Origin of the sequence: Mucilaginibacter gynuensis (assembly GCF_039541195.1) — a bacterium.
In the GTDB taxonomy this organism is placed as follows: Bacteria; Bacteroidota; Bacteroidia; order Sphingobacteriales; family Sphingobacteriaceae; genus Mucilaginibacter; species Mucilaginibacter gynuensis.
In genome coordinates this window covers 484,048-509,710 of the sequence record NZ_BAABFT010000001.1, presented here as the reverse complement: position 1 = coordinate 509,710, position 25,663 = coordinate 484,048, and the positions used below count along the sequence as shown (strand labels likewise).

The 25,663-nt window shown below is 41.9% G+C and carries 23 protein-coding genes and 1 tRNA gene; 10 read left to right on the top strand and 14 right to left on the bottom strand.

Annotated features, from left to right (window positions below; all coding sequences use genetic code 11):
• Both ABD894_RS02185 and ABD894_RS02180 read right to left on the bottom strand, forming a co-directional pair.
• Entirely contained in the window at positions 1-1,608 is a 1,608-nt protein-coding gene (locus ABD894_RS02185; RefSeq protein ID WP_345209338.1) for an ATP-binding protein, read from the bottom strand.
• 793 nt (positions 1,609-2,401) lie between these two features.
• Positions 2,402-4,459, bottom strand: coding sequence for an AAA family ATPase (locus ABD894_RS02180; RefSeq protein ID WP_345209337.1), 2,058 nt, complete (start codon positions 4,457-4,459; stop codon positions 2,402-2,404).
• 578 nt (positions 4,460-5,037) lie between these two features.
• Between ABD894_RS02180 and ABD894_RS02175 the strand changes: the two genes are divergently transcribed.
• The gene (locus tag ABD894_RS02175; protein WP_345209336.1) at positions 5,038-5,370 is read left to right on the top strand and encodes a hypothetical protein; all 333 of its coding nucleotides are present in this window, start codon (positions 5,038-5,040) and stop codon (positions 5,368-5,370) included.
• Positions 5,371-5,515: 145 nt separating this feature from the next.
• A complete protein-coding gene (locus ABD894_RS02170; protein ID WP_345209335.1) occupies positions 5,516-5,848 on the top strand; it encodes a hypothetical protein in 333 nt (110 codons plus the stop codon).
• A 311-nt stretch (positions 5,849-6,159) separates the two neighbouring features.
• On the opposite strand, the gene ABD894_RS02165 is transcribed toward ABD894_RS02170, so the two are convergent.
• The 4 genes from ABD894_RS02165 to ABD894_RS02150 all read right to left on the bottom strand — a co-directional run bounded on the left by ABD894_RS02165 (position 6,160) and on the right by ABD894_RS02150 (position 9,440).
• Positions 6,160-6,849 (bottom strand): macro domain-containing protein, encoded by a 690-nt coding sequence (locus tag ABD894_RS02165; protein WP_345209334.1) that lies wholly within the window; start codon positions 6,847-6,849, stop codon positions 6,160-6,162.
• The gene (locus ABD894_RS02160) at positions 6,830-7,816 is read right to left on the bottom strand and encodes a DarT ssDNA thymidine ADP-ribosyltransferase family protein (RefSeq protein WP_345209591.1); all 987 of its coding nucleotides are present in this window, start codon (positions 7,814-7,816) and stop codon (positions 6,830-6,832) included. Before ABD894_RS02160 ends, ABD894_RS02165 begins: the two co-directional genes overlap by 20 nt.
• Before the next feature lie 107 nt (positions 7,817-7,923).
• Positions 7,924-8,520, bottom strand: a complete 597-nt coding sequence (locus tag ABD894_RS02155) for a GNAT family N-acetyltransferase (RefSeq protein WP_345209333.1) — start codon at positions 8,518-8,520, stop codon at positions 7,924-7,926.
• Positions 8,521-8,732: 212 nt separating this feature from the next.
• Complete coding sequence (locus ABD894_RS02150) at positions 8,733-9,440, bottom strand: hypothetical protein (RefSeq protein ID WP_345209332.1); 708 nt, start codon at positions 9,438-9,440, stop codon at positions 8,733-8,735.
• Between the two features lie 191 nt (positions 9,441-9,631).
• On the opposite strand from ABD894_RS02150, the gene ABD894_RS02145 reads away from it, so the two are divergent.
• Both ABD894_RS02145 and ABD894_RS02140 read left to right on the top strand, forming a co-directional pair.
• Positions 9,632-11,716: a ligand-binding sensor domain-containing protein gene (locus tag ABD894_RS02145; RefSeq protein ID WP_345209331.1), complete on the top strand. Its 2,085-nt coding sequence runs from the start codon at positions 9,632-9,634 to the stop codon at positions 11,714-11,716.
• Entirely contained in the window at positions 11,641-13,731 is a 2,091-nt protein-coding gene (locus tag ABD894_RS02140; protein WP_345209330.1) for a hybrid sensor histidine kinase/response regulator transcription factor, read from the top strand. Before ABD894_RS02145 ends, ABD894_RS02140 begins: the two co-directional genes overlap by 76 nt.
• A 49-nt stretch (positions 13,732-13,780) precedes the next feature.
• Here the strand turns inward: ABD894_RS02140 and ABD894_RS02135 are convergent, their stop codons facing one another.
• The 7 genes from ABD894_RS02135 to ABD894_RS02105 all read right to left on the bottom strand — a co-directional run bounded on the left by ABD894_RS02135 (position 13,781) and on the right by ABD894_RS02105 (position 18,272).
• Complete coding sequence (locus ABD894_RS02135) at positions 13,781-14,278, bottom strand: Arm DNA-binding domain-containing protein (protein WP_345209329.1); 498 nt, start codon at positions 14,276-14,278, stop codon at positions 13,781-13,783.
• 258 nt (positions 14,279-14,536) lie between these two features.
• Positions 14,537-14,621 (bottom strand) — tRNA-Ser (locus ABD894_RS02130).
• Positions 14,622-14,718: 97 nt separating this feature from the next.
• A complete protein-coding gene (locus ABD894_RS02125) occupies positions 14,719-15,699 on the bottom strand; it encodes a YihY/virulence factor BrkB family protein (RefSeq protein WP_345209328.1) in 981 nt (326 codons plus the stop codon).
• An 11-nt stretch (positions 15,700-15,710) separates the two neighbouring features.
• On the bottom strand, positions 15,711-16,118 hold the full coding sequence (locus ABD894_RS02120; RefSeq protein WP_345209327.1) for an acyl-CoA thioesterase: 408 nt from the start codon (positions 16,116-16,118) through the stop codon (positions 15,711-15,713).
• A complete protein-coding gene (mltG, locus tag ABD894_RS02115) occupies positions 16,118-17,173 on the bottom strand; it encodes an endolytic transglycosylase MltG (RefSeq protein WP_345209326.1) in 1,056 nt (351 codons plus the stop codon). Before mltG ends, ABD894_RS02120 begins: the two co-directional genes overlap by 1 nt.
• A gap of 15 nt (positions 17,174-17,188) precedes the next feature.
• Positions 17,189-17,488 carry a rhodanese-like domain-containing protein gene (locus tag ABD894_RS02110; RefSeq protein ID WP_345209325.1) on the bottom strand — a complete coding sequence of 100 codons (300 nt, stop codon included), beginning with the start codon at positions 17,486-17,488 and terminating at the stop codon, positions 17,189-17,191.
• The gene (locus ABD894_RS02105) at positions 17,475-18,272 is read right to left on the bottom strand and encodes a PASTA domain-containing protein (protein ID WP_345209324.1); all 798 of its coding nucleotides are present in this window, start codon (positions 18,270-18,272) and stop codon (positions 17,475-17,477) included. Before ABD894_RS02105 ends, ABD894_RS02110 begins: the two co-directional genes overlap by 14 nt.
• Positions 18,273-18,434: 162 nt before the next feature.
• On the opposite strand from ABD894_RS02105, the gene ABD894_RS02100 reads away from it, so the two are divergent.
• The gene (locus ABD894_RS02100; protein WP_345209323.1) at positions 18,435-19,418 is read left to right on the top strand and encodes a D-alanine--D-alanine ligase; all 984 of its coding nucleotides are present in this window, start codon (positions 18,435-18,437) and stop codon (positions 19,416-19,418) included.
• 153 nt (positions 19,419-19,571) lie between these two features.
• Here the strand turns inward: ABD894_RS02100 and ABD894_RS02095 are convergent, their stop codons facing one another.
• The gene (locus ABD894_RS02095; protein WP_345209322.1) at positions 19,572-19,991 is read right to left on the bottom strand and encodes an acyl-CoA thioesterase; all 420 of its coding nucleotides are present in this window, start codon (positions 19,989-19,991) and stop codon (positions 19,572-19,574) included.
• Positions 19,992-20,065: 74 nt separating this feature from the next.
• Here ABD894_RS02095 and ABD894_RS02090 point away from each other — a divergent pair, with 74 nt between their 5' ends.
• The 5 genes from ABD894_RS02090 to ABD894_RS02070 all read left to right on the top strand — a co-directional run bounded on the left by ABD894_RS02090 (position 20,066) and on the right by ABD894_RS02070 (position 25,655).
• Complete coding sequence (locus tag ABD894_RS02090) at positions 20,066-21,019, top strand: adenylyltransferase/cytidyltransferase family protein (RefSeq protein WP_345209321.1); 954 nt, start codon at positions 20,066-20,068, stop codon at positions 21,017-21,019.
• Between the two features lie 118 nt (positions 21,020-21,137).
• Positions 21,138-22,541 carry a sulfatase-like hydrolase/transferase gene (locus ABD894_RS02085; RefSeq protein ID WP_345209320.1) on the top strand — a complete coding sequence of 468 codons (1,404 nt, stop codon included), beginning with the start codon at positions 21,138-21,140 and terminating at the stop codon, positions 22,539-22,541.
• 127 nt (positions 22,542-22,668) lie between these two features.
• On the top strand, positions 22,669-22,947 hold the full coding sequence (rpsO, locus tag ABD894_RS02080) for a 30S ribosomal protein S15 (protein ID WP_345209319.1): 279 nt from the start codon (positions 22,669-22,671) through the stop codon (positions 22,945-22,947).
• A gap of 130 nt (positions 22,948-23,077) precedes the next feature.
• Positions 23,078-25,204: a polyribonucleotide nucleotidyltransferase gene (locus ABD894_RS02075; RefSeq protein ID WP_345209318.1), complete on the top strand. Its 2,127-nt coding sequence runs from the start codon at positions 23,078-23,080 to the stop codon at positions 25,202-25,204.
• 178 nt (positions 25,205-25,382) lie between these two features.
• A complete protein-coding gene (locus tag ABD894_RS02070; RefSeq protein WP_345209317.1) occupies positions 25,383-25,655 on the top strand; it encodes a hypothetical protein in 273 nt (90 codons plus the stop codon).
• Positions 25,656-25,663 lie beyond the last annotated feature (8 nt).

Below are 25,663 nucleotides of genomic sequence, written 5' to 3'. Positions count from 1 at the left end.
CTATTGCAGTAAGTTATTCGGCAAGGTGAACCAAAATGTACTCCCTTCGCCAGGTTTACTGATCACGCCTATTTGACCACCATGACGTTTTATGATCTCGGCGGAAATATATAGCCCCAAACCAAGCCCCGTATTTTGCAACCTTTCCCCCTGGTAATAGCGTTCGAAAACATGGGACTGCTGTTCTTCCGTCATTCCCGGCCCATTATCAGCTACGGATACTCTGATTTCACCGGCATAATTTTCGACTTTTGCGTGTATCTGCTTGCTTTTCGGCGCATATTTAAAAGCATTGTTAAACAGATTGATCATTACCTGTTCCACCCGGTCACGGTCTGCTTCTACCAGGAGCTTTTCGTCGCCTTCGATCATTAAATTAAAATGGGCTGACAGACGTAAAAACTGAGAAGCTTCCCGGATCAGTTCAACTACCGAAAATACACTTTTGCTGAGACGAAGTTGCCCCTCGGCAACACGCGAAAAGTTCAGCAGGTCTTCTATCAGTCTCGTGATCTTGTTGATGCTCCGGTTAGCCTGTTCTAACAGTTTCGGCTGCAATGGATTAGGTTTATCAGCCGCTCTTTCTAATAATTGCAAGGCGCCTTTTAAGCCTGTTAACGGTGTTTTGAGTTCATGGCTCACCACACTGATGAATTCATCCTGCCGGTTGATCAGCTTACGGCGGCGGGTAACATCCATAAAAGTGCCGATGCCGCCACTTAATTGCCCGTCTTCATCAAAGATCGGCGCCGCATTTATACTGATATAGAATCGCTCCCGGTCTGGCGGCTGTACGCCAATTTCCATATCATATACCGGTTGCCCGGTGCGCATCATCACTGCCATCGGATGTTCGTCATCGGGAAGCAGGCTGCCGTCAACACGAAGGTTCTGCCACTTAGGATCATGATACGTTCGGATCCTGATCTCGTCTTCCGTCAAGCCCAATATCTTTTGCGCCATGGTGTTCGCGTAGGTCAACCGGCCGTTTTTATCTGTTATTCCGACACCTTCCGCCATGGTATCCAATATGCCTTGCAGGCGCTTTTCGCTTCCGGCCAGTTGTTCGTTGGTCGTTCGCTGAACCGAATCCTGACGACGATTAGCGAGACGGAGTTCCACTTGTTCCATCACAACGGCAGCAAGTTCTTTGAGCATCCTGCGTTCATGTGCAGATAAGCTACGGGGCACCCTGTCCACAAGGCAAAGCGTCCCGATCACATAGTGATCCGGCGTGGTCAGCGGAGCACCTGCATAAAATCTAAGACCGAAATCACCGTGTACCGCCGGATTATTCACCAGTAAAGGTTCCTGAAGCGCATCATCGATCACCGTTACTTCCGTATCAAGCACGGAGAGGGCACAAAGGCTTTCCCCCCGGTTAATCAAAGGCATGGGCGGTAAACCCGCTGATGCCTTGACCGCTTCATGCGTTGCATCCAGGAAAGAGATATGCGAAACGGGCATATTGAACATCGTTCGCGCCAGTTTGCAAATACTGTCGAAACCGGGTTCTTCAGCCGTGTTGAATATTTCGTACCGCGCTAATACCGCAACCCGCTCATTATCATTTTCAGGAATTATATCTATCGGGTAGCTGTTGATCATGGCTGGTACTTGTTAAACACTAAGTAACCAAAAAAGATGCATTAAGTAAAATCTTCATTCTTACTTTAAATAAGTCAGAATGAAATGTAATGCCTGCTGATAACCGGTGCCTTGTGAACTTAAGCTGTGGGGGTCTGGATTTTCAAAAATAATCAACGATAGCTTAAGACTCATTTTTAATGGAGTTAACGCTTTTAGTTTTGTACGGCCATAACACTATTTAATATACCGTAAAGCGCCGTTCCTTAAATTGAATATGATCCTGCCTTTATATTTAAAGGCCTATCTTCCGAAAGCGTAGTCCAGCGCACATTGTATAGGCTCTTTTAAAAACGAATTTTCCAAACAACTACCCGCCATTTTAGATCCTTTTAACATGTGAACTATACTTATACCAAGTTCAATTTATAAATGATGCAATTTTAATATCCTCAATTCTTTCTGATAGTTGGAAGGGCTAAAGAAATTGTTACTGAAAAAAGTTATCAACGAAAAAGGTTGCTCTTTTCAAAGCAACTTTCGTCAGATTTTGAAGGAATCCTTATCAGCGGAGAGTTAGGTTTGTGAACCTTCACTCTTATGTGTTAATAATCAGTAATTTACATTTTCAAAGGTCCTTTACTCTACGAATAGCGCAATAGCAAATGACTCTAATTGTTGTTTTAAATATACAGTATTTTTTTTATTTCATATGATTTTCAACTATATTATCATTAAAATTTTACGTTACCTTTTATAATTGCACTTTTAAGAAAGCTGATAGCTGGCGTTAATAGTATCTACTGTTAGTGTCTCATGCTGGAATATTTTTGCTTTCTATGAAATGGTAAAGTTTCTCCGTTATTTCTTTTAAAATTGGCGAAGTGGAAAGCTGTTCCCACTTGATTTCGCCAGAGATAACATTACGGTAAACATAATCGGCTATTCCTTTTTTATAGGTATAGGCAAGTGTACCGCCGCCTTGTATTTTTTCAATAGCGATGGGCTTTCCTTTTTTCGTGAGGAGAAGTTTAAAATAAGCCCCGAGTTTTTGTTTTACGTTTTCGATAGACCCTATGAGCGCAACAGTTTTCGCATCACAATTCAGTTCGTTTAATAAATAGTCCTTCCAGATTTGCGTTGGAATCAGATTTTCAATCTCGGGCAGTACAGTATGCTGATATACAAAATTAGGGCGTTTTACAGCTTCGTAGGCTTTGTGTTTTTCATCATTGCCGTCATGATCAGCTAATAGAAACACATTGGCGTTAATAAATACGGAGTTGATTTCCTGAAGAAGCTCGTGGTTTTCAGTGACGTTGCCTTCAAAATCATAGTGGCTCAGGTTTTTACCGCCATATTCTACGAAGCTGTAGTTCAATCCCTCGTGTGGCCGGTGTTTGTCGTGAGAAAGGGATTCCAGGTAAGCATTTAAAAATGCTCGGAGATAAAGCCTGTCCGTAATACCTTCAACCCAAACCGTACAATTACTGATCAGTACAGACGTATTAAGCACCCCAAGCATTTCAAGCGTACTGTGTTCATGGCCGTTGATAGACCTGACGTTTGATGAATCCTTGTCTTTGCGATTGAATACAAAAACCTCTAACCCGCCCTTACTTAAAAGAGATTCGGACAAGATATGGTTGGAATGTGTGTTTATAAAATAGGTGAGCTTCTTTGCGATAAGCAAAGGGTTAGCCGCAAGAGCTTGGATAAAAATAAGCTGGAACCCTGGATGCAAGTGATTTTCAGGTTCATCGATCAGAATCCAACTGCCTTCCTGTGCCGTAAAAATCGGGAACAGCAAGGCAATTACACCTTGTATCCCATCTCCAAGTTCTTGAATGGTTACGTCTTCCCTCTCATCCGGCAGACTGATGTGTATGTGTTGGCTATCAGCACTAGTAGCCCGGCGGGCAACAATGTGTACCGTTTTACCCTGAAAAAAAGTGTCGCCGATAAATTGCTCGAAGGCATGAAAGTTCTGAATTTCTGAACGCGAACCGTTCCTCGCAAGCCCCACCTTATCATAAAGATTGAGTCCGGTTTCAATTGTAAGCTTTGAATCTTCGCTAATTTTGTACTGCTTGCGTAAAGTTATTTCAAAGATATTATCAGCATTTACCTCCAGTTTTCGCGCCGTGCGCAATACCGGCAGGTAATTCACGTGGGGATGGGTCGGACCTACGGATATTTTTTTCAGCTCACCAGCAAATTGGAGAATTTCTTCTAACAGCCTCAGCCGCTCCTGCCAATATGGTACCGTGTCACCAGGATTGATTCCCGGAAAGCTGGCATCGATATGCCTTTGAAAAGTACTGCGCTGGTTACTATACTTATTTCTTCCCTCAAAGTCTTTGATATTTTCATATACCTCTACGCTCATCGTCAGGACAGCAAGGAAATTATCCAGTAAATCATAGAAGGACTTGAAATTGTCCGGCACGGCCATATTGGATAGGGAGGAGACTAATTCATCCAAATTCGCACGTAAAGATGTCGCATCAATCTGGTTTTGTCCTGCTTTCCTATGAAAGAAGGTTTTTATGCTTTTTTCACGTTCACTCTTATCATCCAGGTTATCTATCCGGATAGCCAACCAAGTGTCCCGCCATATTTCTTTCGGCCCATCCTCTGGCTTTAGCATCAGTCTTTTCCCCTGCCAATAAAGCTGATTAAGGTCGCCATCGTAGCTGATGACTATTTTATGCTCCTGTTGTATAATATGCCTAAGAAAGCGGCTTTTCCTGGAGTTATTGGCACCTACGATGACATTGATATGCTGCACCGCTCCCAAAAAGACTAAAGGTAAATTATCCTTAAAAAACTCCGGCGGAGTATTATGATCGCTTAAACGGATAAAGTTCATGGTTTTTGGTTTTTGCCTTGCTATCAGCCTATCAGGACATTATTCAAAGATATTTTTTTCCCGCCTAAAAATATGGTTTATTTCAATGACCTGTCTTTTAGACTAGATCCGATGAGGGATAGGCAGATTTGCCATTAACCTGAAAATGATTAATTTTAACTAAGCGGAATCACCTTGTCATGAGCATACCTGATCTTTGTATTCATTTTGTTATCGGACTGGTAAGCGTAGCCTATCCAATATTACTTAGGTGATCGCGACGCTGGATGAAAAGTACGCATCTATCGTCATCGTTGACCTTTTCAAAAAAAGAGCTGGAGTACTTGTTTTTCAGAATCTTTCTCGTAACTGCACTGTGCCTGATCGGTATATACGCGGTGATTAACTTATCTGTCTTTTTGAGCGGGATCTCCTGGCTTGTTAGGCTAACCGGTTATGGCTTATTGCTGGTAACTACCTTATTAATTTTAACTTTCCTGCTGTTTATATGAAAAATACTGATCTATTACACATCAGCCCGAATCGTTAAATATTTTATAGAGAAGAAAGAAGACGGAGACTTTGAATATTTCAAAGCTTTGTCAGATATCTTATATTTTGCCTTTGACAAAAACCCGGATGGCATAGCTATACTCATTCATGACTATTACTATAAGGCTTTTGCTAAAATCCGGCAGCAGCAGAAGGGTAAGCCAGTGGAATACCCGGATCCCTATTACCAGCTAGTTAGCAATATTGTCAGCCGTCTGGCACCGAACTCCAATTCCAAGTTCAGCTTCCTGGAGCATCGGGCTGTTGGGGGCATATGGCTGATTGGTGAATTATCGGAAGTTACTATCAGTGAACAAACCTACGGATGTCTTTGGCGGTCGCTCACCATTGCTGTTACTTTTAAACTGATGACATGGTGATGCATTGGTGGGCAAATGACCACCAGATCTTCAGGTTTTATTTGGATCGCATTCAAACGGTGTGGTACTCCGGTTTGCGGAACATAAAAATTTTAAAGCTGCAAGGGCGGCATTCGAAAAATGGGATAAAGAGACAGTAACGGAAATGGATAATTTTTTCAGCCAGAACCATCGTGGGCAGGAAGAGCTGTACGCAACCGAAAATAAATTCATAGCCATGTGCTTCCTGGGCGATCTGATTGAACAGCGGCAGGCAGAAGATAAAAGAAAGGAAAATATGAAGCCTCAACCACTGTCACAGGTTTCCCTGCAAGCCGCCAGGCGAGCAGGGAAACTTCCCCACATCGACATCAACGGCACGGACTTTACGATAGACTGGCGCTTAAAGGAGCTCAGGCAAACCGATGCCCTGGAACCGGATAGATATAGACGATTTGACCCTATCAAAAGAAGGGGAGGATTACCTTTTCTTTTATGATATCAAACAGCGTATCGTGCATCACCTTGATGAAGGCCTGACCGAATACCGGAAAATGTGGTTCTGGTGGAACTGCATAATTATCTGATAATAAATTATTTAGGTGCTGCGCGGTAGGCTGGCTTCAGTGATGAAGCCTTTTTAGAGGATCCTCCGATCAGGGAGGACCTGAAAGCCGGGATCCGGCAATTACAGGAAACCTTTCTGCTGGTGGTCATCGCTGAAAATCTGGAAAAACAAGCAAAGGCCCAGCAAAATGATCAGGGTGAGGAAAGATCAAGATTGAAAATGTAACGATTTGCTTTTTCGTTTTAATCGAAAAGCGTGTTTTGCCGGTAATCCATCACAAATCGGAAGCATTTCTCCATCGTTACCATCCCAACACCTCTTGCCTCGATAAGTCCGATCAGCGACTGTATCGGCCCGGAGTTCAATGCCCTGTATACCGCGTCGATCTGTGCCTGATTTCTGATGCCGGTATGTGATTTAATTATTGTCGGAGACAAACTAAGCCACTGTGCCTTAAAGCGTTCGAAAAGGTCGTCAGGTTGATTAGGATCGAATTCGTAAACTTCGACCGGTATGGGACAAGATCCGAGAAACGAGATCATCATGTTCTTCACTAATTCTGTATCAAGTCCTCCATTGTGAGTTCCGAGCATCGGAAAAGCAATTGAAGTGATTCCCTGTTCTTCGTAATTTGTTACAAAGGCTTTTAACCCTTTTTCAATAAACTCTGGCTTACTGGGGTATTTCCAGTGATCTTTTGTAGGGAAATTCAACACCCATGGTATCCCCGGTTGATCCTTGTAAAGCCATGGATACCCGATTTGTATATCCCCGGATTTACAAGCCTTCTGATAGGCAGCGAACAATTGCGGATACCTTAGTTTAAAGACAAGCGCAATTCCTTTACCCATTACTCCGACACAATTAACGGTGTTAACAATTGTTTGAGCTTTAGAATTAAACAGGTTGCCTTTAATAAATGTGATCGCCATAGATTGCTATTTGGGGATTTTGGTTTTCAAATATCACCCATTCCTGTCTTTTTTCATCACGGAATTTTAATGTGAATGGGATATTTGGTTTCAATCGCAAACTGATATGTTTCATTGCTGTCACCTGTTGTGAACTTTGTTTCAATGGAAAGCCATCGGTAATTTCAGTTTCACCTGCGGATTGCGACTCAAAGATCAGTTCATGCGGCCGGCTATAAGTTGTTTTGAAAGTAAGCTGCTCCCCGTCAAAGTTGACCGCTGCATTTTTATAATGAAAGATGTTCAGCCACCCATTGTCTATCTGTATACGTTCAGCAAATATATGATCACTGCCGATCATTTGTATCAATGCCCGCCGGGCATTCTCGTTAGGAACAATGATCTCAATTCCCGCAATTTTCTCTAATTCGAAGTAGTCTTTTACAAGAAACTCTTGTTGCGAAGCTGATTGTAATCGCTGAAGGAAGCCGTTAAGGATCTGACGGAAGTAAGCCCGGTCGTAATTACTAACTTCGGTTTTTGTTAATTGTAGTATGTCTTCAAAAGTCTTGTAAAGGAAGTTGAAATCGAAATTTTGAAACAGCTCAGGACCGATGGGGAAAACCTGCGCCCAGTTTGTCTGCATATTGCCATCGCTGACATTACATCTGCCGGCATTGGTATCCAACACCTCTGAAAGCGGAAATCTGAAGAATACCGGAACAGGGCACTTCGGAGAGCCGAGTAATAAAGCACGCTGGTAATAAGGGTCTGATTCATTCATTCCAAGCATTTCGTTGTAGAATTGCGTTGGAGTTTGTGGCCGGAAATAGAATCTCGCATAATTATGAGCTTCATCGCGGCGCGCAACGACGTTTCCGGCAGCATTTGAAAAACCGTTCTTCAACACTTCTGCTTTGTGCCTGCTCAGGATTTTGCCTGATCGAATGATGTCTGCCGCATTGGTGAGGTGGGCAAAGTGATAAATGTACCCCTTCCATCGCGAATACTGAGAATGGATCCTACGGCGGAACTCAAGCTGGTGGTCATTTGCAAAGATCGAATTCAGGAACGCCGCTGTTTCACCATCCCTCGTTACGGAATAGTTTTCTGAGAGAAGGATCCAGTCCCATCTTCCGGAAAATTCTTCAAGCCAGCTTTATTGTCGTCAGTTAAATCTAATTCCATAAACAATAAATAGTCCTTAAACTCTGCTGGGATTTCCATTTCTGGATATGCTTCAATGTCACGAAAACCAAAGCTTCTATATAATGAGTGAGCTGCTTTCATAAACTTAGGACTGTCAAGTCGAACTTTCTTGTAACCAACTTTTTTTGCTTCAACTAAAAGTTCTTCAAGGATAGCTTGTCCAGCCCCAATTTGTCTAAAAGTTGGGTCAACAAACATTCGTTTTATTTCGCCGATTTCAGGATTGATTTTTTTTAGACTTCCAAGTCCACATACTTTATCTTCATAAATAGATAGAAAAAGTTGTCCGTAAGGTGGCTGAAACTTATTAATCTGCTGTAAGTCTTGTTCAACCGTTTCTTTAGGATGATGAGGATGCACACTATAGAGTTCTTGCATGTTGTCGTTTCCCCAAACTAAATAGTCAAACCATAATTTTTTAACGGCTTCTAAGTCGTCAGGAATTACGACCGTTCTTGTTATTACTTTTTCGCTTTTGTCCATTTCTTGAATATGTTTAAGTTGTTCGCTGTCTTTGGTAGCCTTGCAGCTAACTTATTAATTAACGAAATACACCTTTTTGATTTGGTAGCAATTTTGGTTTTTCAACATCCGTTACAATCACATTGGTAATGTAAGTTTGAGCAAAAGCGAAAACAATGTCGCTAGGAAACGGATGGTTAAAGTAAATTTGTTAGTCATAATTATTAGTGTAATTAAGTAAGTGGCAAAGCTGCAAACCATCTTACAACAGGATCCAGAAATGACAACGGAACCTGAAGAATTAATATCAGGTATACGATCACATCGACAATGAAAAAAGCAGGAAACAGCCACCTTCCACTTTTTTGCTTTCTTTCTTTAATCATTAAGGTAACCAACAGGGATAAGATTAGAAAAATGCCTATCAAAGCACCCGCCTGACCTAATAATCTTCCCAAAAGCCTAAATAATGCGGGTTCTATAAATACAATACCTGTGATAATCATCGCCCTTGCATGCACCTGTATATTACGTCGATAGATTACACCTATGCTAAAAAAAACAAGTAGGAAAAAGAAGTCCCTTACAGGAAAAAGTACCCTGGCGAAAATAATTTCATTCGAAGGTGCTGTTCTCATTCCACTATTCAATATCAGTAATACCGATACAAGCATTAATGGCATTAACACATAGGTAAGCTTGCCGATAATGCGGTGAATGTGCAGTTTCTTTTTACGGATAAGTATGGGTTGTACAATGAGTATAACTACCCATAACACCATCATTGTAGCATGAAAGTGGAAATAGAAGTTATAGTCGTTAGTGCCATTAAAAAACTTTGAAAAATATGATTTCCAAAAACCTGCAAAGGCCAATGCCATTAGGCCAATAAAATAATAGCCAGATTTATCAAAGCGTATTTTAGGAGTAATAGTGTTCATTCACAAATAAGTTTATACACTCAAAATTCCGATCTAAATGCACTTTTTGTGAGGAATTTCTCTGCGTTTAATAGTAAAATCTCGGCTTTTAACAGGATAAATTGTGCATCATCAGGACAAATTCAGCATTCTTAATTAAAATGATAAAATAGTAGGTATTTCTAGACTAAGGAAATTATCTTTATCAGTAAATGTCTACGCCTCAACGTCTTTCTGCCTTTTTGTTCCTGTTAGTTTTTGTACTCAGCAGTCCTATTGTTGCACAAACAAATGCTAGTTTTGAGGCCATATCTACTGCGCAAGGTCTTTCTCAAGGGCTCATTAACGATATGTTGCAAGACCGGGAAGGTTTTATCTGGATAGCTACCAAAGGTGGTCTCAACAGGTACGACGGCTATACCTTTAAAACTTTTACCACCGATTTACAGGATCCCAACTCCATCAGCAGCAATGCCATCAGCAATTTGCTGGAAGATAGTAAAGGCAGGCTATGGATAGGTACTTACGACGGTGGCGTAAGTGTGTACCATAAAAACACAGGCCACTTTTTGCGGATCATGCAAAAACCAGGCGATCCTGCCGGGCTATCCAGTAACCGTATCGAAGCTGCCATGACCGAACTACCTGATGGCAGGATATTGTTGTACCCGCAGGGAGGCAGCCTGAGCATAGTTTCATTGCCTGTTAATGATAAACCAAGCATAACTTTATTACAGACACCGGAAAATCGCACCGTTTTCACCATAGGGAAAGACAACAAAGGACTTATTTGGGTGAGTTTTACAGATTTTAGCATTTATATCTTCAACCCTACTACACTCGGTTTTGAGCTTTTATACGATGGAAAACATTTTACGAGCCTTATTGAGAAAACAGGTAAATTTTTCTCAGCAAAATTTAGTCGGGGTTTAAATATACATAAGATACCAGCTATCAGTGAAGAATTAATTGATGCCACAGGGCGATTACAGCCCAATAGCATCGTTAATGGAGGCAATGGTACATTGATGATAGGCAACCATTTTCCCATTAAGCCAGGCGCATGGGGCTGCAATTTTTATGATTTTAATGGAATAAAAGCCGGCCAAAGCATGAATGGCATATATGCCCGCGATTTTGGAACGGCTGTTAAAGATCAAAACATCAAGTGCCTGTTGCTCGACCGTTCGGGTGTGCTATGGGTTGGCACAATGGGGCATGGCATTTATAAATACCGTATCCGAAATGATCGTTTCAGCCCGATACTGCCCAATATAAGCATACGGCGGCTAACGGTTTGGCCTAATGACAGGATCTATGTACAGGGATGGAGGGGAGTTAAATTACTCAATGCGGCAGGAGAAGAACAGCTTAGCCCGGTTAAATCTTTGGTGAGCGAGTATACCGAAGTATTGCAGGCAAAAAATGGCGACTACTGGTTATACTGGAATGGCTATGGTCAATTGTTCCGATATAGTGCAGGCTTGAAATTAATGGCTACCTACCACAAACCGGTAGATCCAACAGAAACCGAACAATTGCAGCCGATAATGGAAGATAGTAAGGGTGGTATCTGGCTTTGCGGCGCTAATGGTACAATAGCAAAGATTGATCCAATAAGTGGTAATTTATCAAAGTTTGATATCAACATTAGGCAATATACCGGCACATCAGCTCTTGTCCAAACTAATGCTTTTTATGAAGACAGACAGGGGATATTCTGGTTGGGTACCGAACATGGTTTTGCGAGATTAAAATTTGAAGAAGGAGCAGCACCACCACAGGTAAAATGGTATAAGAATATCCCTGGAAACAGTAAGTCGCTTAGCTATAATTATGTTTCTTGGTTTATGGATGATCCTATTCATCCCGATTATTTATGGATAAGCACTAAAGGTGGGGGCTTAAACCGGATGCAGAAATCGACCGGAAACTTTATTTATTATACCAACAAACAGGGATTACCCAATGATGTAGTATATGGCATAATGGCCGATAAAGCGGGTAATATTTGGGGTAGTACCAACAATGGATTATTCTGTATGCTAGCCGCAAAAAAAAATGAACAAGCTGTTTTTAGAGTGTTTAGTACCAGCGATGGCTTACAGGCAGATGAATTTAATACCAATGCATTAGCAAAATTATCTAACGGTGATCTTGTATTTGGTGGGGTAAATGGGATTAATATTTTTAATCCTAAAAAGTTCTTGCGGCCACCTTTATGCCCAATGTATTTATTACGGGTATCCAGATTGGAAATAAAATACTCACACCTGGCGATCAAACAGAGGTTTTGAAAGAAACCATTGAAAATACAAAGGCGATTACCTTGAGTTATTTACAAGATATTATTACGCTAGAGTTCTCTGCACTTGATTTTATAGCACCGCAGCGGAACAAATACCGCTACCAAATGATGGGTATCGATAAAGAATGGGTAGAAAGTGGTACACGGCGTAGCGCAACTTATTTGCACCTACCTGCCGGTCATTACACTTTTAAGGTTCAAGGCAGTAATAGCCAAGGGGTATGGAGTAGCCATATCGCCGAATTAAAAATACAGGTATTGCCTCCTTGGTGGTTAAGCTGGTGGGCATATTCCGTTTATTTTTTATTACTTATTTTAGGAATTAAGAGGTATTTAAACTTTAAAGTAAACAGGGCAAAATTAAAATCGCAATTGGCATTTGAACAGGTAGAGGCCAAGCGCATTAAAGAATTGGATACCATGAAAACACAGCTCTATACCAATATCACCCACGAATTCCGTACACCACTAACGGTGATACTGGGTATGGCAAATCAAATAATCAGCAAGCCAGAAGAGCATTTAAAAAATGGAATGGAAATGATTGTGCGCAACGGTCAAAATCTATTGAATTTGGTAAACGAAATGCTCGATTTGTCTAAATTAGAAACTGGAAAGATGCAGCTGCAATTAACCAGTGGCGACATTATCAATTTCTTGCGTTATATTGTTGAATCGTTTCATTCTTTGGCGGAAAGTCAGCATAAACAATTACATTTTTTAACAGAGATTGATGCCTTAAGCGTGGCCTATGATGCAGAAAAGATCCGCCAGATGATCACAAACCTCTTATCGAACGCATTAAAATTTACGCCCGAAAAAGGGAATATTTATATTATCGTAAATCAAAATAGCATCTCCCAAAATGAACAGCAGGTAATGTTGGTAATTAAGGTAAAAGATACTGGTATCGGGATACCAGAAACTCAGATTCACAATGTGTTTGACCGGTTTTACCAATTAGACAATAGCCTTACGCGTAATGCTGAAGGTACTGGCATCGGCCTTTCCCTAACCAAGGAACTAGTGAAATTGATGGAGGGAGAAATTACGGTTAAAAGTCCGCCAGTGGGCGCACATAAAGGAAGTGAGTTTACCATAAGTATCCCTTTGGAAAAAACTTTGGAGCCTACTTTACCTTTTCCAGTCATCATTGCACAACAAGTACAGTCTTATGTTCCTGTTGTTATGCTACCTGCTGATGAAACACAAAAAAAGGACAAGCCATTGATTTTGCTTGTAGAAGATAATGCAGATGTAGTTGCTTATACGGCGTCTTGCTTAGTTGATTACCGTTTAGCGGTGGGGCAAGATGGAAGGGAGGGTTTGGAAATTGCAAAAGAGTTGATCCCCGATTTAATTATTACCGATGTGATGATGCCTTTTGTGGACGGCTTTGAACTTGTTGGCCAGTTACGTAAAGATGAGTATACCAGTCACATTCCAATCATCATGCTCACGGCAAAAGCTAACATTGAAAGTAAAATAGAAGGATTACAGCAAGGTGTGGATGCTTATCTCGAGAAACCATTTCATCAAGAAGAATTATTGATACGGATTAAAAAAATATTAGAGCTTCGCCAAAGTTTGCAACGCTATTACCTAAAAAAAGCGGGCCTAAATGGTCATTTATCTAAAGAAATAGTTATTTCTAATGAAATTATAGACGTTAAAAAGATAGAGAATGAATTCGTGATTAAAGTTAGGGAGGCAATAGAAAAAAATATAACAAACCCTAATTTTACGATAGAGCAATTATGTAACTTGGTGTTTATGAGTCATTCTCAACTGCATCGTAAATTAGATGCACTTACTGGTTATTCGCCAAATAAATTCATTCGTATTATTCGCCTTCATAAAGCAAAAGAATTATTATTAGACCCTGCTAATAGTATTGCTGCTATTGCTGTGGATTGTGGCTTTAATGACCCCGGTTATTTTGCTAGGGTATTTAAATTAGAGTATGGCATGCCCCCACAACAGTGGCGCAATAAGGAAGAATAGCTTCGGAAAACTCCCAATCTACATCAATTCATCCACAAAATGGTTCGAATTATGCACCGTTATTGACCTTGATCGGTTTATCATCTGCTTTATACATCCATTTGATGAAAGCGCGGGTATGTTCCAGCGATACATGATAACGGTCAATGGTACCGGCAGCAAAATCAATACCTTCCAGTGCCTTCATCTGATCATTATGCTGCTGGAAAATCTCCAGGATCTTTTTCGGTTTTTCAATGTTGCCGGTCAATATATCTTTAATAACCTGTGCTGATATGGCGCTGTCAGAATAGTTCAGCGTGCGTTTTACATGGAATACCTGCTGTTCAAAGCAATTAAGAAACTGGTTTAATTCTTTTGAGGCTTCTTTTGTCCTATTCGCACGGCCCGCATGGGCGTTCCACCGCGATTGTTCACACCTGCGCTTTGTAGATAGTTCGACCGCCTTGCCATCGACGGTGATTTTCACGTAGATGAACCTGTTATCTTCTTCTTTTTTTTGGGGTTGCTTTAAAAAGAACAATAGCCCAAACGTTTTTTCTAACATAAAACATGAATAAAAGTTAAACAAAATTACGTTTCAACCATTCTTTCTACAAGATGCGCGTGCCGCGAACATTCTGTAATTCAAATAGTTACAAGCAATTCGTAGCGTCTTTTTGTTTTTTTGTCCGATTTTGAAAAGACGCTACGAATGACGCAATAGAATTTTGCGATTATTTGCGAGTTTTGGTAGGTATGTAAAAGAAAAAGCCCCTTAATTGTAAAATTAAGGGGCTTTTTAGAAATTTGTTAATGTAATCAGCGGAGAGTTAGGGATTCGAACCCCAGGACCTGTTACAGTCAACAGTTTTCAAGACTGCCGCAATCGACCACTCTGCCAACTCTCCGGGGACAAAAGTACAAATCCGGGGCGAATTGGCAAATTTGATGTTAACTTTTTTTTAAATAATTGTTTTCGTATTTAAAATTCTGATTAACAGATGTTTAATTTATGCTTTTGCCTGCTGTTTGGTTCCTGAAGCTGTTGAAGCGTGGTTTTTCTATCTTAATATTCCGCTTGGAAAGGTCAACACTGGCATTTAATTCGAAACCGATGAGGATAACAAGCGAGTTAATATACATCCATAACATCACCACAATGAGGGTGCCTATTGAGCCGTAAACTTTGTTATAAGATGAAAAGTTGTTGATATAATACGTAAACCCGATAGAGGTAAGCACCGCCAAAAAGGTAGCCAGTACCGAGCCCGGGTTGATGAATTTCCACTTTTGTTTATGGGCGGGCCCGTAACGGTACAGTATGGATAGCGCGACGAAGAAGATAACCACCACGATGATCCACCGTGATAACGCAATAACGTATACCCAAAAATGACTCTTACTGTAAATATGATCTTGTAAAAAACTGATTACTGTTTGCCCGGCCATCATAATCACAATGGCAAGCAACATGGCAAAACTGATAACTACGGTTAATAACAAGGCTATCCATCGACGTTTAAGCCAGGTACGGGTTTCTAATATAAGCGACGATTTGTTGAAAGCCCGCATCAGGTTACTAATACCGTTGGTGGCAAAATAAAGTGCAGATATAAAACCCAAAGACAGTAATTTGCCGTTTTGGTTCTTTACTATGTCATCTATGGTATGCCGAAAGGCCATGTAAGCATCGTGAGGCAATATTAACATCACCAGCGACAGGAACTGCTTCTGAAAACCATCTACCGGTATATAGGCTATAAGCGTAAACAAAAAGATGATAGCCGGGAATACGGCCAGCATAAAACTATAAGCTAATGACGATGCACGGTTGCCTAACGAACGTTCTTGCAACTCCAATATAAAGAACACTACTACGGTGTACAGCGGCAGCGGACGAAAGCCCGGTATGATCACGGTCTTCGTCCAGTCGATAAAATACTGGTAGAATTTAAATTTTGATAAGAAGCGGTGCAGCCATTTCATTTAAGCCAAAGCTACTCAAAAAATGGCTTCATCTTTTCTATAAATTCGTTTGGGGCAAGGCAGGGGCGGTTAGTTTTCATGTTGATAAAGGCCAGCAAGGTTTCGCCAATATGTATAAGTTCCTGCTGCTCATTATACAATTCATACCTGAAGTGGATTTTCACTCCCGGCATTTTTTCCATAATTACTTTAATGGTAATTTCTTCATCGTAGAGGGCTGGTTTCAGGTATTTGCACTTCATTTCCAGCACAGGCATCATAATGCCCGACTCTTCCATGGCGCGATAGGTCATGCCTATGCTGCGCAGCATATCAACCCGGCCTACTTCAAAAAACTCAGCGTAATTACCGTAATAAACATAACCCATCTGGTCGGTTTCTCCGTAACGTACGCGTATTTTGGTTGAGTTTTCAAACATTATCTTTTGATGTTTCTTTCGTTAAGGGCCTGCTGAAATTTGCGCGCGTTCACTAAATGCTCGGCTTCGGTAACCGCGAAATTATGATAGCCGGAAAAATCCTCTTTGGCACACATATAAATATAATCGCTTTTCTGGTAATCAAGTACTGCTTTTACCGCATTAACCGAAGGCATCATGATAGGGCCGGGAGGCAGGCCTGTATATAAATAAGTATTGTATGGCGAGTTTGTAACCAGGTAGCGGTTAAGTACCCGCTTAATAGTAAAATCGCCAACGGCAAAAATTACGGTAGGGTCGGCCTGTAATTTACGGCCTATTCTTAAACGGTTAAGGTATAACCCGGCTATGGCAGGCATCTCATCGTCGTGCAAAGCTTCGGCATCTACAATTGAGGCCAATATAGATACCTGTATCGGGCTAAGGTTAATAGTAGCTGCTTTGGCTTTGCGCTCGGCTGTCCAAAACTTATCGTAATGCTGGCGCATCTTGTCGAAGAATTTTTCGGCAGATGTATTCCAGTACAGTTGGTACGAATCCGGCAGGAACATGGTATAAACATTCTCCGGCGTAAAGCCATACTGTGCTACAAACTGTGTTGAATCAAGCAGACTGATGATCTTTAATGAATCCGGTTCTATCTTTTTCGATACAAAGCCCGCGAACTGCTCTTTTAAGCGAAGATTTTTAAAAGTAAGGTCAACCGGCTCCTGCGAGCCCGATGCCAGCATATTGATCAGCCTGCGGTTGCTCATGCCGCTTTGCAGGCGGTACTTGCCCGGTTTTACACGGCCAATGTATTTCATATTTATTGCCGACCAGTTAAATGTGGTGGTATCTTTAACAATGCCCTGTTCGCGTATGGTTTGGTACACATCCTCATAAGTGGCGCCGGTGCGTATATAAAGGTATTGTTGCTTGTCGGTTACGTTGGGGCCAAAAAATCTGAGGTAGTAGAACAGGCCGGTTGCGCCCAGCGCTAAAATAAATATCACCACCAGGGCAATAATAAATTTCTTGAATCTGCCTGAGGTAGGTTTTTGCTGCTGATCCATTTTATGGTAAAGTAATTATTGTAATTTTTGAATAGCTAATAATCCGCCGGTTAAGTTGCGTACATGCTGATAGCCCTGCTGCTCCAATATCGCCTGCGCGGTGCGGCTTCTGATGCCTGCTTTGCAGATAACAATTATTTCGTCGCTTTTGTTGAGGTCGAGTTCATCAATCTCATCGCCAATGGCAGATACGGGGATGTTTACACCGCCGATATTGTAGGTGTGAAACTCAATTTTCTCGCGAACATCAATTATAGTTAAGCTTTCGCCTTTTTGAAGACGGCTTATCAGTTCGGTAGCATTAATTTGATTCATCGGGCGTAGCAGGTACAGCAGCGCCTTGCGATACCGTAACGTTTATACGTGTACCAATGCTGGTTTTGCTGGTTGAGTCTGTCTTCATGGGTTGTTGTGCAACTACTACAACGTTTGATGAGTCGGTTATAGTGCCCTGGTAGGTAACCGTACCTAATGAAAGCCCCGCGCCTTTGATAGCGAATCGTGCCGCGTCAAGGTCCTGGTTAACCAAGTCGGGGATATCAACTTCGCTTGCGCCCGCGCCATCGCCCAGTACTAGGTCAATTAATGAGCCTTTAGGTATTTTGGTGCCGGCTGTAATGGTACGGCCGCCCATACGTACTTCAAGTACATGGTCGAGCGCTATGTCAGATCGGTAGCTGGTATCGCCCAGTTTAAGTCCGTAGTTGCCAAGGGTAGCCACCGCTTCGCGGAAATTGCTCTGCTCCAAATCGGGCAGACTCACGGTCGGTGCCTGTGTAGTTACTACGGTAAGGTATATGATCCGGTTCTCTTTTACGTTGGTTTCGGCATCCGGGTCTTGCTCTATTACCGTTCCGGGAGGTTGATCGGCAATGTAAACCGAATCAATTTTATAACCAAAACCCTGCGATTCGAGTATGTTTATCGCCTGGTCTATTTTTAAACCTTTCAGTTTAGGTACAGGTATGCCCGAACCATGGCGTGTGTAATAACTTAAGCTAAAAAACGCTATAAGAGTGACAGCCAGTACCGAAGCAATGGCCAGCAGGATAGTATTACGAAATGAACTCGATTTTAAGTAAGCCCAAAATTTACTCATCTTTATTTATACAGGGGTAAAGCAATCAGCTATCAAACATAGGTTGATTATTCCAAATTCCGAAATTGAAATTTCCACTATGCAGGGTTTCTGCACAATTATATAAACTTACAAAACCATTTATTAGCTATTAATAGATCAAAAAAATATATTTGAGCCGATATGACAACTAAGAACATTGCACTGCTTGCAGGCGGATACACCGGTGAGTATGAGGTATCTATAAACAGCGCTAAAAACATAGCTGATAGTTTAGATGCCACTAAATATAAGGTTTATACCATTTTGGTAGATAAAAACCGCTGGTTATACGAAACCGCCACAGGCCCGGTAGATATTGATAAGAACGATTTTAGCCTTACGCTTAACGGCGAAAAGATAAAATTCGACTTCGCTTTTATCACCATACACGGTACTCCCGGCGAAGATGGTAAGCTGCAAGGCTACTTTGATATGCTCAATATACCTTATAATACCTGCGATGCTACAACGTCTGCCATCTCCATGAACAAGGCCTACACCAAGGCTATTGTAAATGGGATACATGGCTTGCATACCGCGCGCTCAATAAAATTGTTTAAAAACGACGCGCACGATGTAGCTACCATTGCCGCAACGCTTAAGTTCCCGTTGTTTGTAAAGCCTAATAATGGTGGCAGCAGTGTAGGTATGAGTAAAGTTTATAATGCGGCCGGCTTGCCCGAAGCCTTAGAAAAAGCTTTTCATGAAGATGATCAGATACTGGTTGAGGAATTTATTAAAGGCCGTGAGTTTAGTATAGGTATAGCGCGATTAAAAGGGAAGATCACCGTGTTGCCTGCTACCGAGATCATCAGCTCGAAAGATTTTTTTGATTACGAAGCTAAATACACGCCCGGAGTTACCAACGAGGTTACCCCGGCCGACATTTCTGCCGAAAAGAATGAGGCTATTGCCGCTATAGTTACCGAAGTATTTGTTCGCCTGAATTGCAAAGGGATGGTACGTATTGATTTTATTTTGCTGGAAGGTACTGAAGATTTCTACTTTATAGAGGTGAATACCACGCCGGGTCAATCGGCCAATAGTTTGATCCCGCAGCAGGTGCGTGCCATAGGCATGAACCTGGGAGAGTTTTACGGTATGCTGATTGAAGGCGCGATGTAATGCGTCATTTAGTGAGTGAGTGAGTGAGTGAGTGAGTGAGTGAGTGAGTGAGTGAGTGAGTGGCCGATTGGGAGTAGTCAGTAGTCAGTAGTCAGGGGTGAATGCATAAAATTAAGGCTTACGGGGTTTGCTTCGTAAGCCTTTTTTATGCGTTTACATTTGGTAGTGGGTAACCACATCGGCGGGTATTTCAACGCCTTTGCCACTTTTAATATCTACCATTACAAAATCAAACCAGCCATCGCAGCTTACTTTGCCCGTTGCTTTTATGGTGATGGTGAAGTTTACGCGGCAAAACTTTTCGTTAATGGTATCGATGCCGGTTTTTACTATAAAGTAATCGCCCATGGTTAGGGCGCGTTTATAATCAACATGGGCGGTGCGCACTACCCAACCATAGCCTTGCGCCATAAAGGTTTCCATGGGCATGCCGTAACCCTTGTCCATCTGGTCGTAGCGGGCGGCAAGCACATAGTCGAAATACTTGCTGTTATGCACGTGCTGAAACATATCTATATCATCCGGACGAACACGGAGCTCGGTTTCAAAAGTTTTATAGGCGGGTTGTGTCATTTTATATATTTACTATGCTACGTACTGTTTAGTATCAATTTTGTTTGTAAAATTACAACGTAAATTAAGCATCTATGATAATTACTGATAAAACAGAACGATTACAGGAATTAGGCTTATCTGCCGGGTTGTTTGATTACTACCGCGAACCGCACCGTTTTTATCATACATTGGAGCATCTGGATGATATTTACCAGCAACTGCAGAACAATAACCTTGGCGATAACGATGCCTTGCTGCTGGCTACAGTATTTCACGATATTATTTACGACCCGCGTTCGGCAACAAATGAGGAAGATTCGGCCAAATACTTCAACGAAGTTTTTCATGGCGATCAGGTGCTTAAAGATACCGTTACCGAAATTATTATCGATACTAAAACGCATCAGCCCAAAAGCGAATTGTCGCGTATTTTCAGCGAAGCCGATCTGAATATATTAAGACAGCCATTCAGCAAACTGATGGTTTACGAGCGACAGATATTTAAAGAGTTTCAGTTTGTTGACTATAGTATTTACAGGCAAAAGAGGGTAGAGGTGCTGGAAGAGTTACGCTTACAGGTTAACAATCCGGCTTTAGATACCCTGATAGATTATGTAAAAGCTTTCCGCCCGTCGGTAGCCGTGTATCCGGGGAGTTTTAATCCTTTTCATAAAGGGCATTATAATATATTGCAAAAGGCCGAGCGCATATTTGATAAGGTGATCATAGCACGTGGTGTTAATCCGGGTAAGGATGCTGTTACGCGTGATCTGCCCGAGGCTTTAAAATATCGTCAAATGGCATCGTACGAAGGTTTGCTCACTGATTTTATTGATACGCTGGATTACGATGTTACCGTGATCCGTGGTTTGCGCAATGGTTCCGATCTTCAATACGAACTCAACCAATACCGCTATTTGCAGGAATTGAGCGACAATAAAATAAGCGTAACCGCTATATTTTGCGACATGGAATTTGAGCATATTTCAAGCACCGGTATACGTCAGCTCGAAAAATATGGCAAGGCAGGCGAGTATCTGCTGTAAGTGTTAAGGTGGCTGCCTGCGTAATTGTAACGGAATTGTTTTACAGCCTTGCCGCGAAACGGTTTGCGGGGCGGTTATCAATCCCTAACTTTATCCTTGCATCAATTATAGTCACCCTATGATCAATAAAACACGTTTTGCCGGGCTGGTTTCCGCTGTAGCCTTTATAATAATAGGTTGCCTTGCATTTGTTTTACTATCTGGCAACAAGCCTGTTACGTCAACAATAAGTACCAAGCCCAATATCATTATTATTTTAACCGATGATATGGGTTTTAGCGATATAGGTTGTTTCGGCGGCAAATTTGTGCCTACACCCAATATAAACCGGTTGGCCCAAAGCGGCATGATGCTTACCAGCTATTACAGCGCCGCGCCTATCTGTTCGCCATCTCGGGCGGCTATGATAACCGGTATGTACCCGGGCCGCTGGAATTTTTCTACCTATCTCGACAATAAAAAGCATAATAAAAATGCCCAGCAGGCCGATTACCTCGATCCGAAGGCGCCCACTATGGCACGGATCTTTAAAGATGCGGGCTATGTAACCGGGCATTTCGGTAAATGGCATTTAGGCGGCGGGCGCGATGTGCGCGATGCGCCGGGCTTTGAGCAATATGGTTTCGACGAACATGCAAGTACTTACGAAAGTCCGGATCCTGACCCGCTGATAACGGCCACCAACTGGATATGGAGCGATAAGGACAGTATTAAACGCTGGGATCGCAGCAAATACTTTGTTGATAAAACATTGGCCTTTATTCAAAAACATAAGGGGCAACCCTGCTTTGTAAACCTTTGGCCCGATGATGTGCATACCCCCTGGGTACCGCGTAAGGAAACCGAATACACCGGCAAATACCCGATGAACCCTGAAGAGGAAGCGGCCTTTAAGCTCGTATTAAAAGAATATGATGTGCAAATAGGCAGGCTTATAGATGGCTTGAAAGAAATAGGGGCCGATAAAAATACCATCATTATTTTTACCAGTGATAACGGGCCGCTGCCGAGTTTTAAGGGGAGCAGGGCCGGTGGCTTGCGTGGCTCAAAACTTTCGTTGTATGAAGGCGGTACACGTATGCCCTTTATAATATACTGGCCGGGGCATATTAAGCCCGGAGTTGCCGATGAGCGATCGGTCGTTAGTTCCACCGATCTGCTACCTTCACTTACAAAAATGGCGGGTGTGAAATTGCCTGCCCAATACAAAGGCGACGGCGAGGACAGGAGCGGAGTGTTTCTTGGTAAACCGTCATCGCGGGCAAAGGATATGTATTGGGAGTATGGTCGTAATGAAGTTGCTTTCAGGTATCCTAATGGTAAAGACAGAAGCCCGGCATTGGGCATAAGAGCCGGCCGGTGGAAGCTGTTAATGAACCACGATGGCAGCAGCGCCGAACTATATGATATTGTTGCCGATAAGAACGAGACTAATAACGTTATATCAAACCAACCCGAAGTAGCCGGAAAGTTAAAAACCAAGTTGAGCACCTGGTGGACCGCGTTGCCTAAACTGCAATAAAAGGGGCTATTTGCAAAGCAGATTTAAAAGTGTGGCGGCGCTGATAATTATTTGATATGATGGTTTTAATCATTATCTTTGCGCCACAATTAACAAAAATAGTTAACGCTTTAGTATTATTCAAGTAATGTATTTAAGTAAAGAAGCGAAAGAAGAAATTTTCGCAAAGCACGGTAAAGGTGCTACCGATACCGGTTCAGCTGAAGGACAGGTTGCATTGTTCACAACACGTATTGCACACCTAACCGGTCACCTGAAAAAAAACAAGCATGATTTTTCAACCCAGTTATCACTGCAAAAATTAGTAGGTAAACGCCGCGCACTGTTGGCTTACCTGTTTAAAAAAGATATTACAAGATACCGTGCTATCATCAAAGCTTTACAGCTAAGGGATATCATCAAGTAATTATTAAAGGGTTTTAATAGAAAGCCGTTCGCCAAAGGCGGATGGCTTTTTTACTTTTGTAAACAAGTTTTTATACACAATATAAATCGGTGCGTTCTAAAGATGAAAAGCGCATCACAACAAAAACAAAATGAGTTACAACGTAATTAAAAAGGTTATTGATTTAGGTGACGGCCGCACCATTGAGATCGAAACCGGAAAACTGGCCAAACAAGCCGATGGCTCGGTAGTAATTAAACAGGGTGATACCATGTTGTTAGCTACTGTAGTATCGTCGCCTGAAGCAAAAGAAGGGGTAGATTTCCTGCCGCTTTCTGTTGACTATCAGGAAAAATACGCTGCTACCGGTCGTATACCGGGTGGCTTTTTACGCCGCGAGGCACGTTTATCAGACTATGAGGTTTTGATCTCTCGTTTGGTTGACCGCGCTTTACGTCCGTTATTCCCCGAAGATTATCATGCCGACACGCAGGTGATGATCTCTTTAATATCTGCCGATAAAGATATTATGCCTGACTGTCTTGCAGGTTTGGCCGCTTCAGCTGCGTTAGCTGTTTCAGATATTCCTTTCAACGGCCCGATATCTGAAGTGCGTGTTGCCAAAATTGATGGTCAGTTAGTAATTAACCCAACTTTAAGCCAGTTAGCTAACGCTTCGTTAGAGTTTATTGTTGCCGGTTCTGAGTTTGACATCAACATGGTTGAAGGTGAAGCGAAAGAAATACAGGAAGCCGAACTGGTTGAAGCAATTAAATTTGCTCACGAAGCTATTAAGCTGCAAGTGTTCGCGCAAAGAGAATTAGCTATCGAGTTAGGTAAAACCGAAAAACGTACTTACAGTCACGAGCATAGCAACGAAGATTTAAAGAAAGCTATTTACGCTGCTACTTATGAGCAGGTTTACGCTATTGCTTCTTCGGCATCTGCAAAAGATGAACGTTCTGCTAAGTTTAAAGAAGTTCGTGATACTTACATCGCTACTTTAGGCGAAATTGATGATATCACCAAAGGCCTTGCTAAAAAATACTACCACGATGTGGAGTACGACGCGATCCGTAACCTGGTATTAGACGAAGGCAAACGCCTTGACGGTCGTACCACTACACAGATCCGCCCGATATGGAGTGAAGTTGGTTACTTGCCATCAGCACATGGTTCGGCAGTATTTACACGTGGCGAAACCCAATCATTAACCACCGTTACTTTAGGTGCTAAAGATGATGAGCAAATGATTGATGGCGCGTTCATCAACGGTTACCAAAAATTCTTATTGCACTACAATTTCCCTGGTTTCTCAACCGGTGAGGTTCGCCCTAACAGGGGAGCAGGTCGTCGTGAAATTGGCCATGGTAACTTAGCAATGCGTTCATTAAAGCAAGTATTACCTGCTGAAGATGAAAATCCTTACACTATCCGTGTAGTATCTGATATCCTTGAATCAAACGGTTCATCATCAATGGCTACGGTTTGTGCCGGTACATTGGCGTTGATGGATGCTGGTATTAAGATCAAATCGCCGGTATCAGGTATCGCGATGGGATTGATCACCAACGAAATGGGTACTAAATACGCTATCCTTTCTGATATTTTGGGTGATGAAGATCACCTGGGTGATATGGACTTTAAAGTAACAGGTACCGCTAACGGTATTGTTGCCTGCCAAATGGACTTGAAGATCAATGGTCTTTCTTATGAAGTTTTAACAAAAGCTTTAGACCAGGCAAAAGAAGGCCGTTTGCACATTTTGGGCGAAATGGCGAAAACCATTGAAGCACCACGTGAAGACTACAAACCACACGCTCCGCGTATCATCACTATCCGTATAGATAAAGAATACATTGGCGCGGTTATCGGTCCCGGTGGTAAAATTATCCAGGAAATGCAACGCGAAACCGGTGCTACTATCTCTATCGAGGAAGTTGGCAACCAGGGTGTAGTTCAAATATTTGCCGACAACAAAGAGTCTATTGATAAAGCGGTAACCCGTATCAAAAACATCGCTTCAAAACCTGAAGTAGGTGAAATATACGAAGGTAAAGTAAAATCAATTATGCCTTTCGGTGCATTTGTTGAAATTATGCCGGGTAAAGATGGTTTGCTGCACATATCAGAAATTGACCACAAACGTTTTGAAACTATGGACGGAATATTCCAGGTGGGCGACGAAGTGCGTGTTAAATTGCTTGATATTGATAAACAAGGTAAACTTAAGTTATCGCGTAAAGCATTACTTCCAAAACCGGAATCGGCTAAATAAGCATTCATGTTATTTTCAATTCAAAAACCCTCCCTATAGAGGGTTTTTGATTGTAATGACTTTTTTTGCATGTTTTGTAACAAAATTGAAACAAATAATGGTTGTTTAAACTTATTATGAAATTGATTGTATGTGTAAGTAAAGCATAGATATATTTAGTCCGATCCTATATTGAAAAATGACATCTACCCCGATTGATCCTTTAGACTTTTTGAACAGCAATACGCATGGCTTGCAATCCGGCTCACATACGGATTTAGTGCAACTGTTGCTTTATGAAATTATAAGGGTGAAAGATTTAATAAAATATTACGACTCCATCCCTAACGGAGCGGGCCAGCTTGGCTCGTCAATTCTTAATGAGCTGGTATCAGAGGCTTACAACTCCCTAGTGAACTATGATACCGTGTTGATGAAAAAATATTACGATTTGCTGCTCAATTGCGATTAGCACTGCGC

Coding starts and splice junctions, on each gene's coding strand:
- ABD894_RS02090 (WP_345209321.1), top strand. CDS start 20,066: ATGATAATTACTGATAAAACAGAACGATTACAGGAATTAGGCTTATCT.
- ABD894_RS02100 (WP_345209323.1), top strand. CDS start 18,435: ATGACAACTAAGAACATTGCACTGCTTGCAGGCGGATACACCGGTGAG.
- ABD894_RS02135 (WP_345209329.1), bottom strand. CDS start 14,278: ATGTTAGAAAAAACGTTTGGGCTATTGTTCTTTTTAAAGCAACCCCAA.
- rpsO (WP_345209319.1), top strand. CDS start 22,669: ATGTATTTAAGTAAAGAAGCGAAAGAAGAAATTTTCGCAAAGCACGGT.
- ABD894_RS02110 (WP_345209325.1), bottom strand. CDS start 17,488: ATGAATCAAATTAATGCTACCGAACTGATAAGCCGTCTTCAAAAAGGC.
- mltG (WP_345209326.1), bottom strand. CDS start 17,173: ATGGATCAGCAGCAAAAACCTACCTCAGGCAGATTCAAGAAATTTATT.
- ABD894_RS02180 (WP_345209337.1), bottom strand. CDS start 4,459: ATGAACTTTATCCGTTTAAGCGATCATAATACTCCGCCGGAGTTTTTT.
- ABD894_RS02070 (WP_345209317.1), top strand. CDS start 25,383: ATGACATCTACCCCGATTGATCCTTTAGACTTTTTGAACAGCAATACG.
- ABD894_RS02125 (WP_345209328.1), bottom strand. CDS start 15,699: ATGAAATGGCTGCACCGCTTCTTATCAAAATTTAAATTCTACCAGTAT.
- ABD894_RS02120 (WP_345209327.1), bottom strand. CDS start 16,118: ATGTTTGAAAACTCAACCAAAATACGCGTACGTTACGGAGAAACCGAC.
- ABD894_RS02165 (WP_345209334.1), bottom strand. CDS start 6,849: ATGGCGATCACATTTATTAAAGGCAACCTGTTTAATTCTAAAGCTCAA.
- ABD894_RS02170 (WP_345209335.1), top strand. CDS start 5,516: ATGGATAATTTTTTCAGCCAGAACCATCGTGGGCAGGAAGAGCTGTAC.
- ABD894_RS02095 (WP_345209322.1), bottom strand. CDS start 19,991: ATGACACAACCCGCCTATAAAACTTTTGAAACCGAGCTCCGTGTTCGT.
- ABD894_RS02140 (WP_345209330.1), top strand. CDS start 11,641: ATGCCCAATGTATTTATTACGGGTATCCAGATTGGAAATAAAATACTC.
- ABD894_RS02155 (WP_345209333.1), bottom strand. CDS start 8,520: ATGGACAAAAGCGAAAAAGTAATAACAAGAACGGTCGTAATTCCTGAC.
- ABD894_RS02085 (WP_345209320.1), top strand. CDS start 21,138: ATGATCAATAAAACACGTTTTGCCGGGCTGGTTTCCGCTGTAGCCTTT.
- ABD894_RS02075 (WP_345209318.1), top strand. CDS start 23,078: ATGAGTTACAACGTAATTAAAAAGGTTATTGATTTAGGTGACGGCCGC.
- ABD894_RS02185 (WP_345209338.1), bottom strand. CDS start 1,608: ATGATCAACAGCTACCCGATAGATATAATTCCTGAAAATGATAATGAG.
- ABD894_RS02105 (WP_345209324.1), bottom strand. CDS start 18,272: ATGAGTAAATTTTGGGCTTACTTAAAATCGAGTTCATTTCGTAATACT.
- ABD894_RS02150 (WP_345209332.1), bottom strand. CDS start 9,440: ATGAACACTATTACTCCTAAAATACGCTTTGATAAATCTGGCTATTAT.
- ABD894_RS02145 (WP_345209331.1), top strand. CDS start 9,632: ATGTCTACGCCTCAACGTCTTTCTGCCTTTTTGTTCCTGTTAGTTTTT.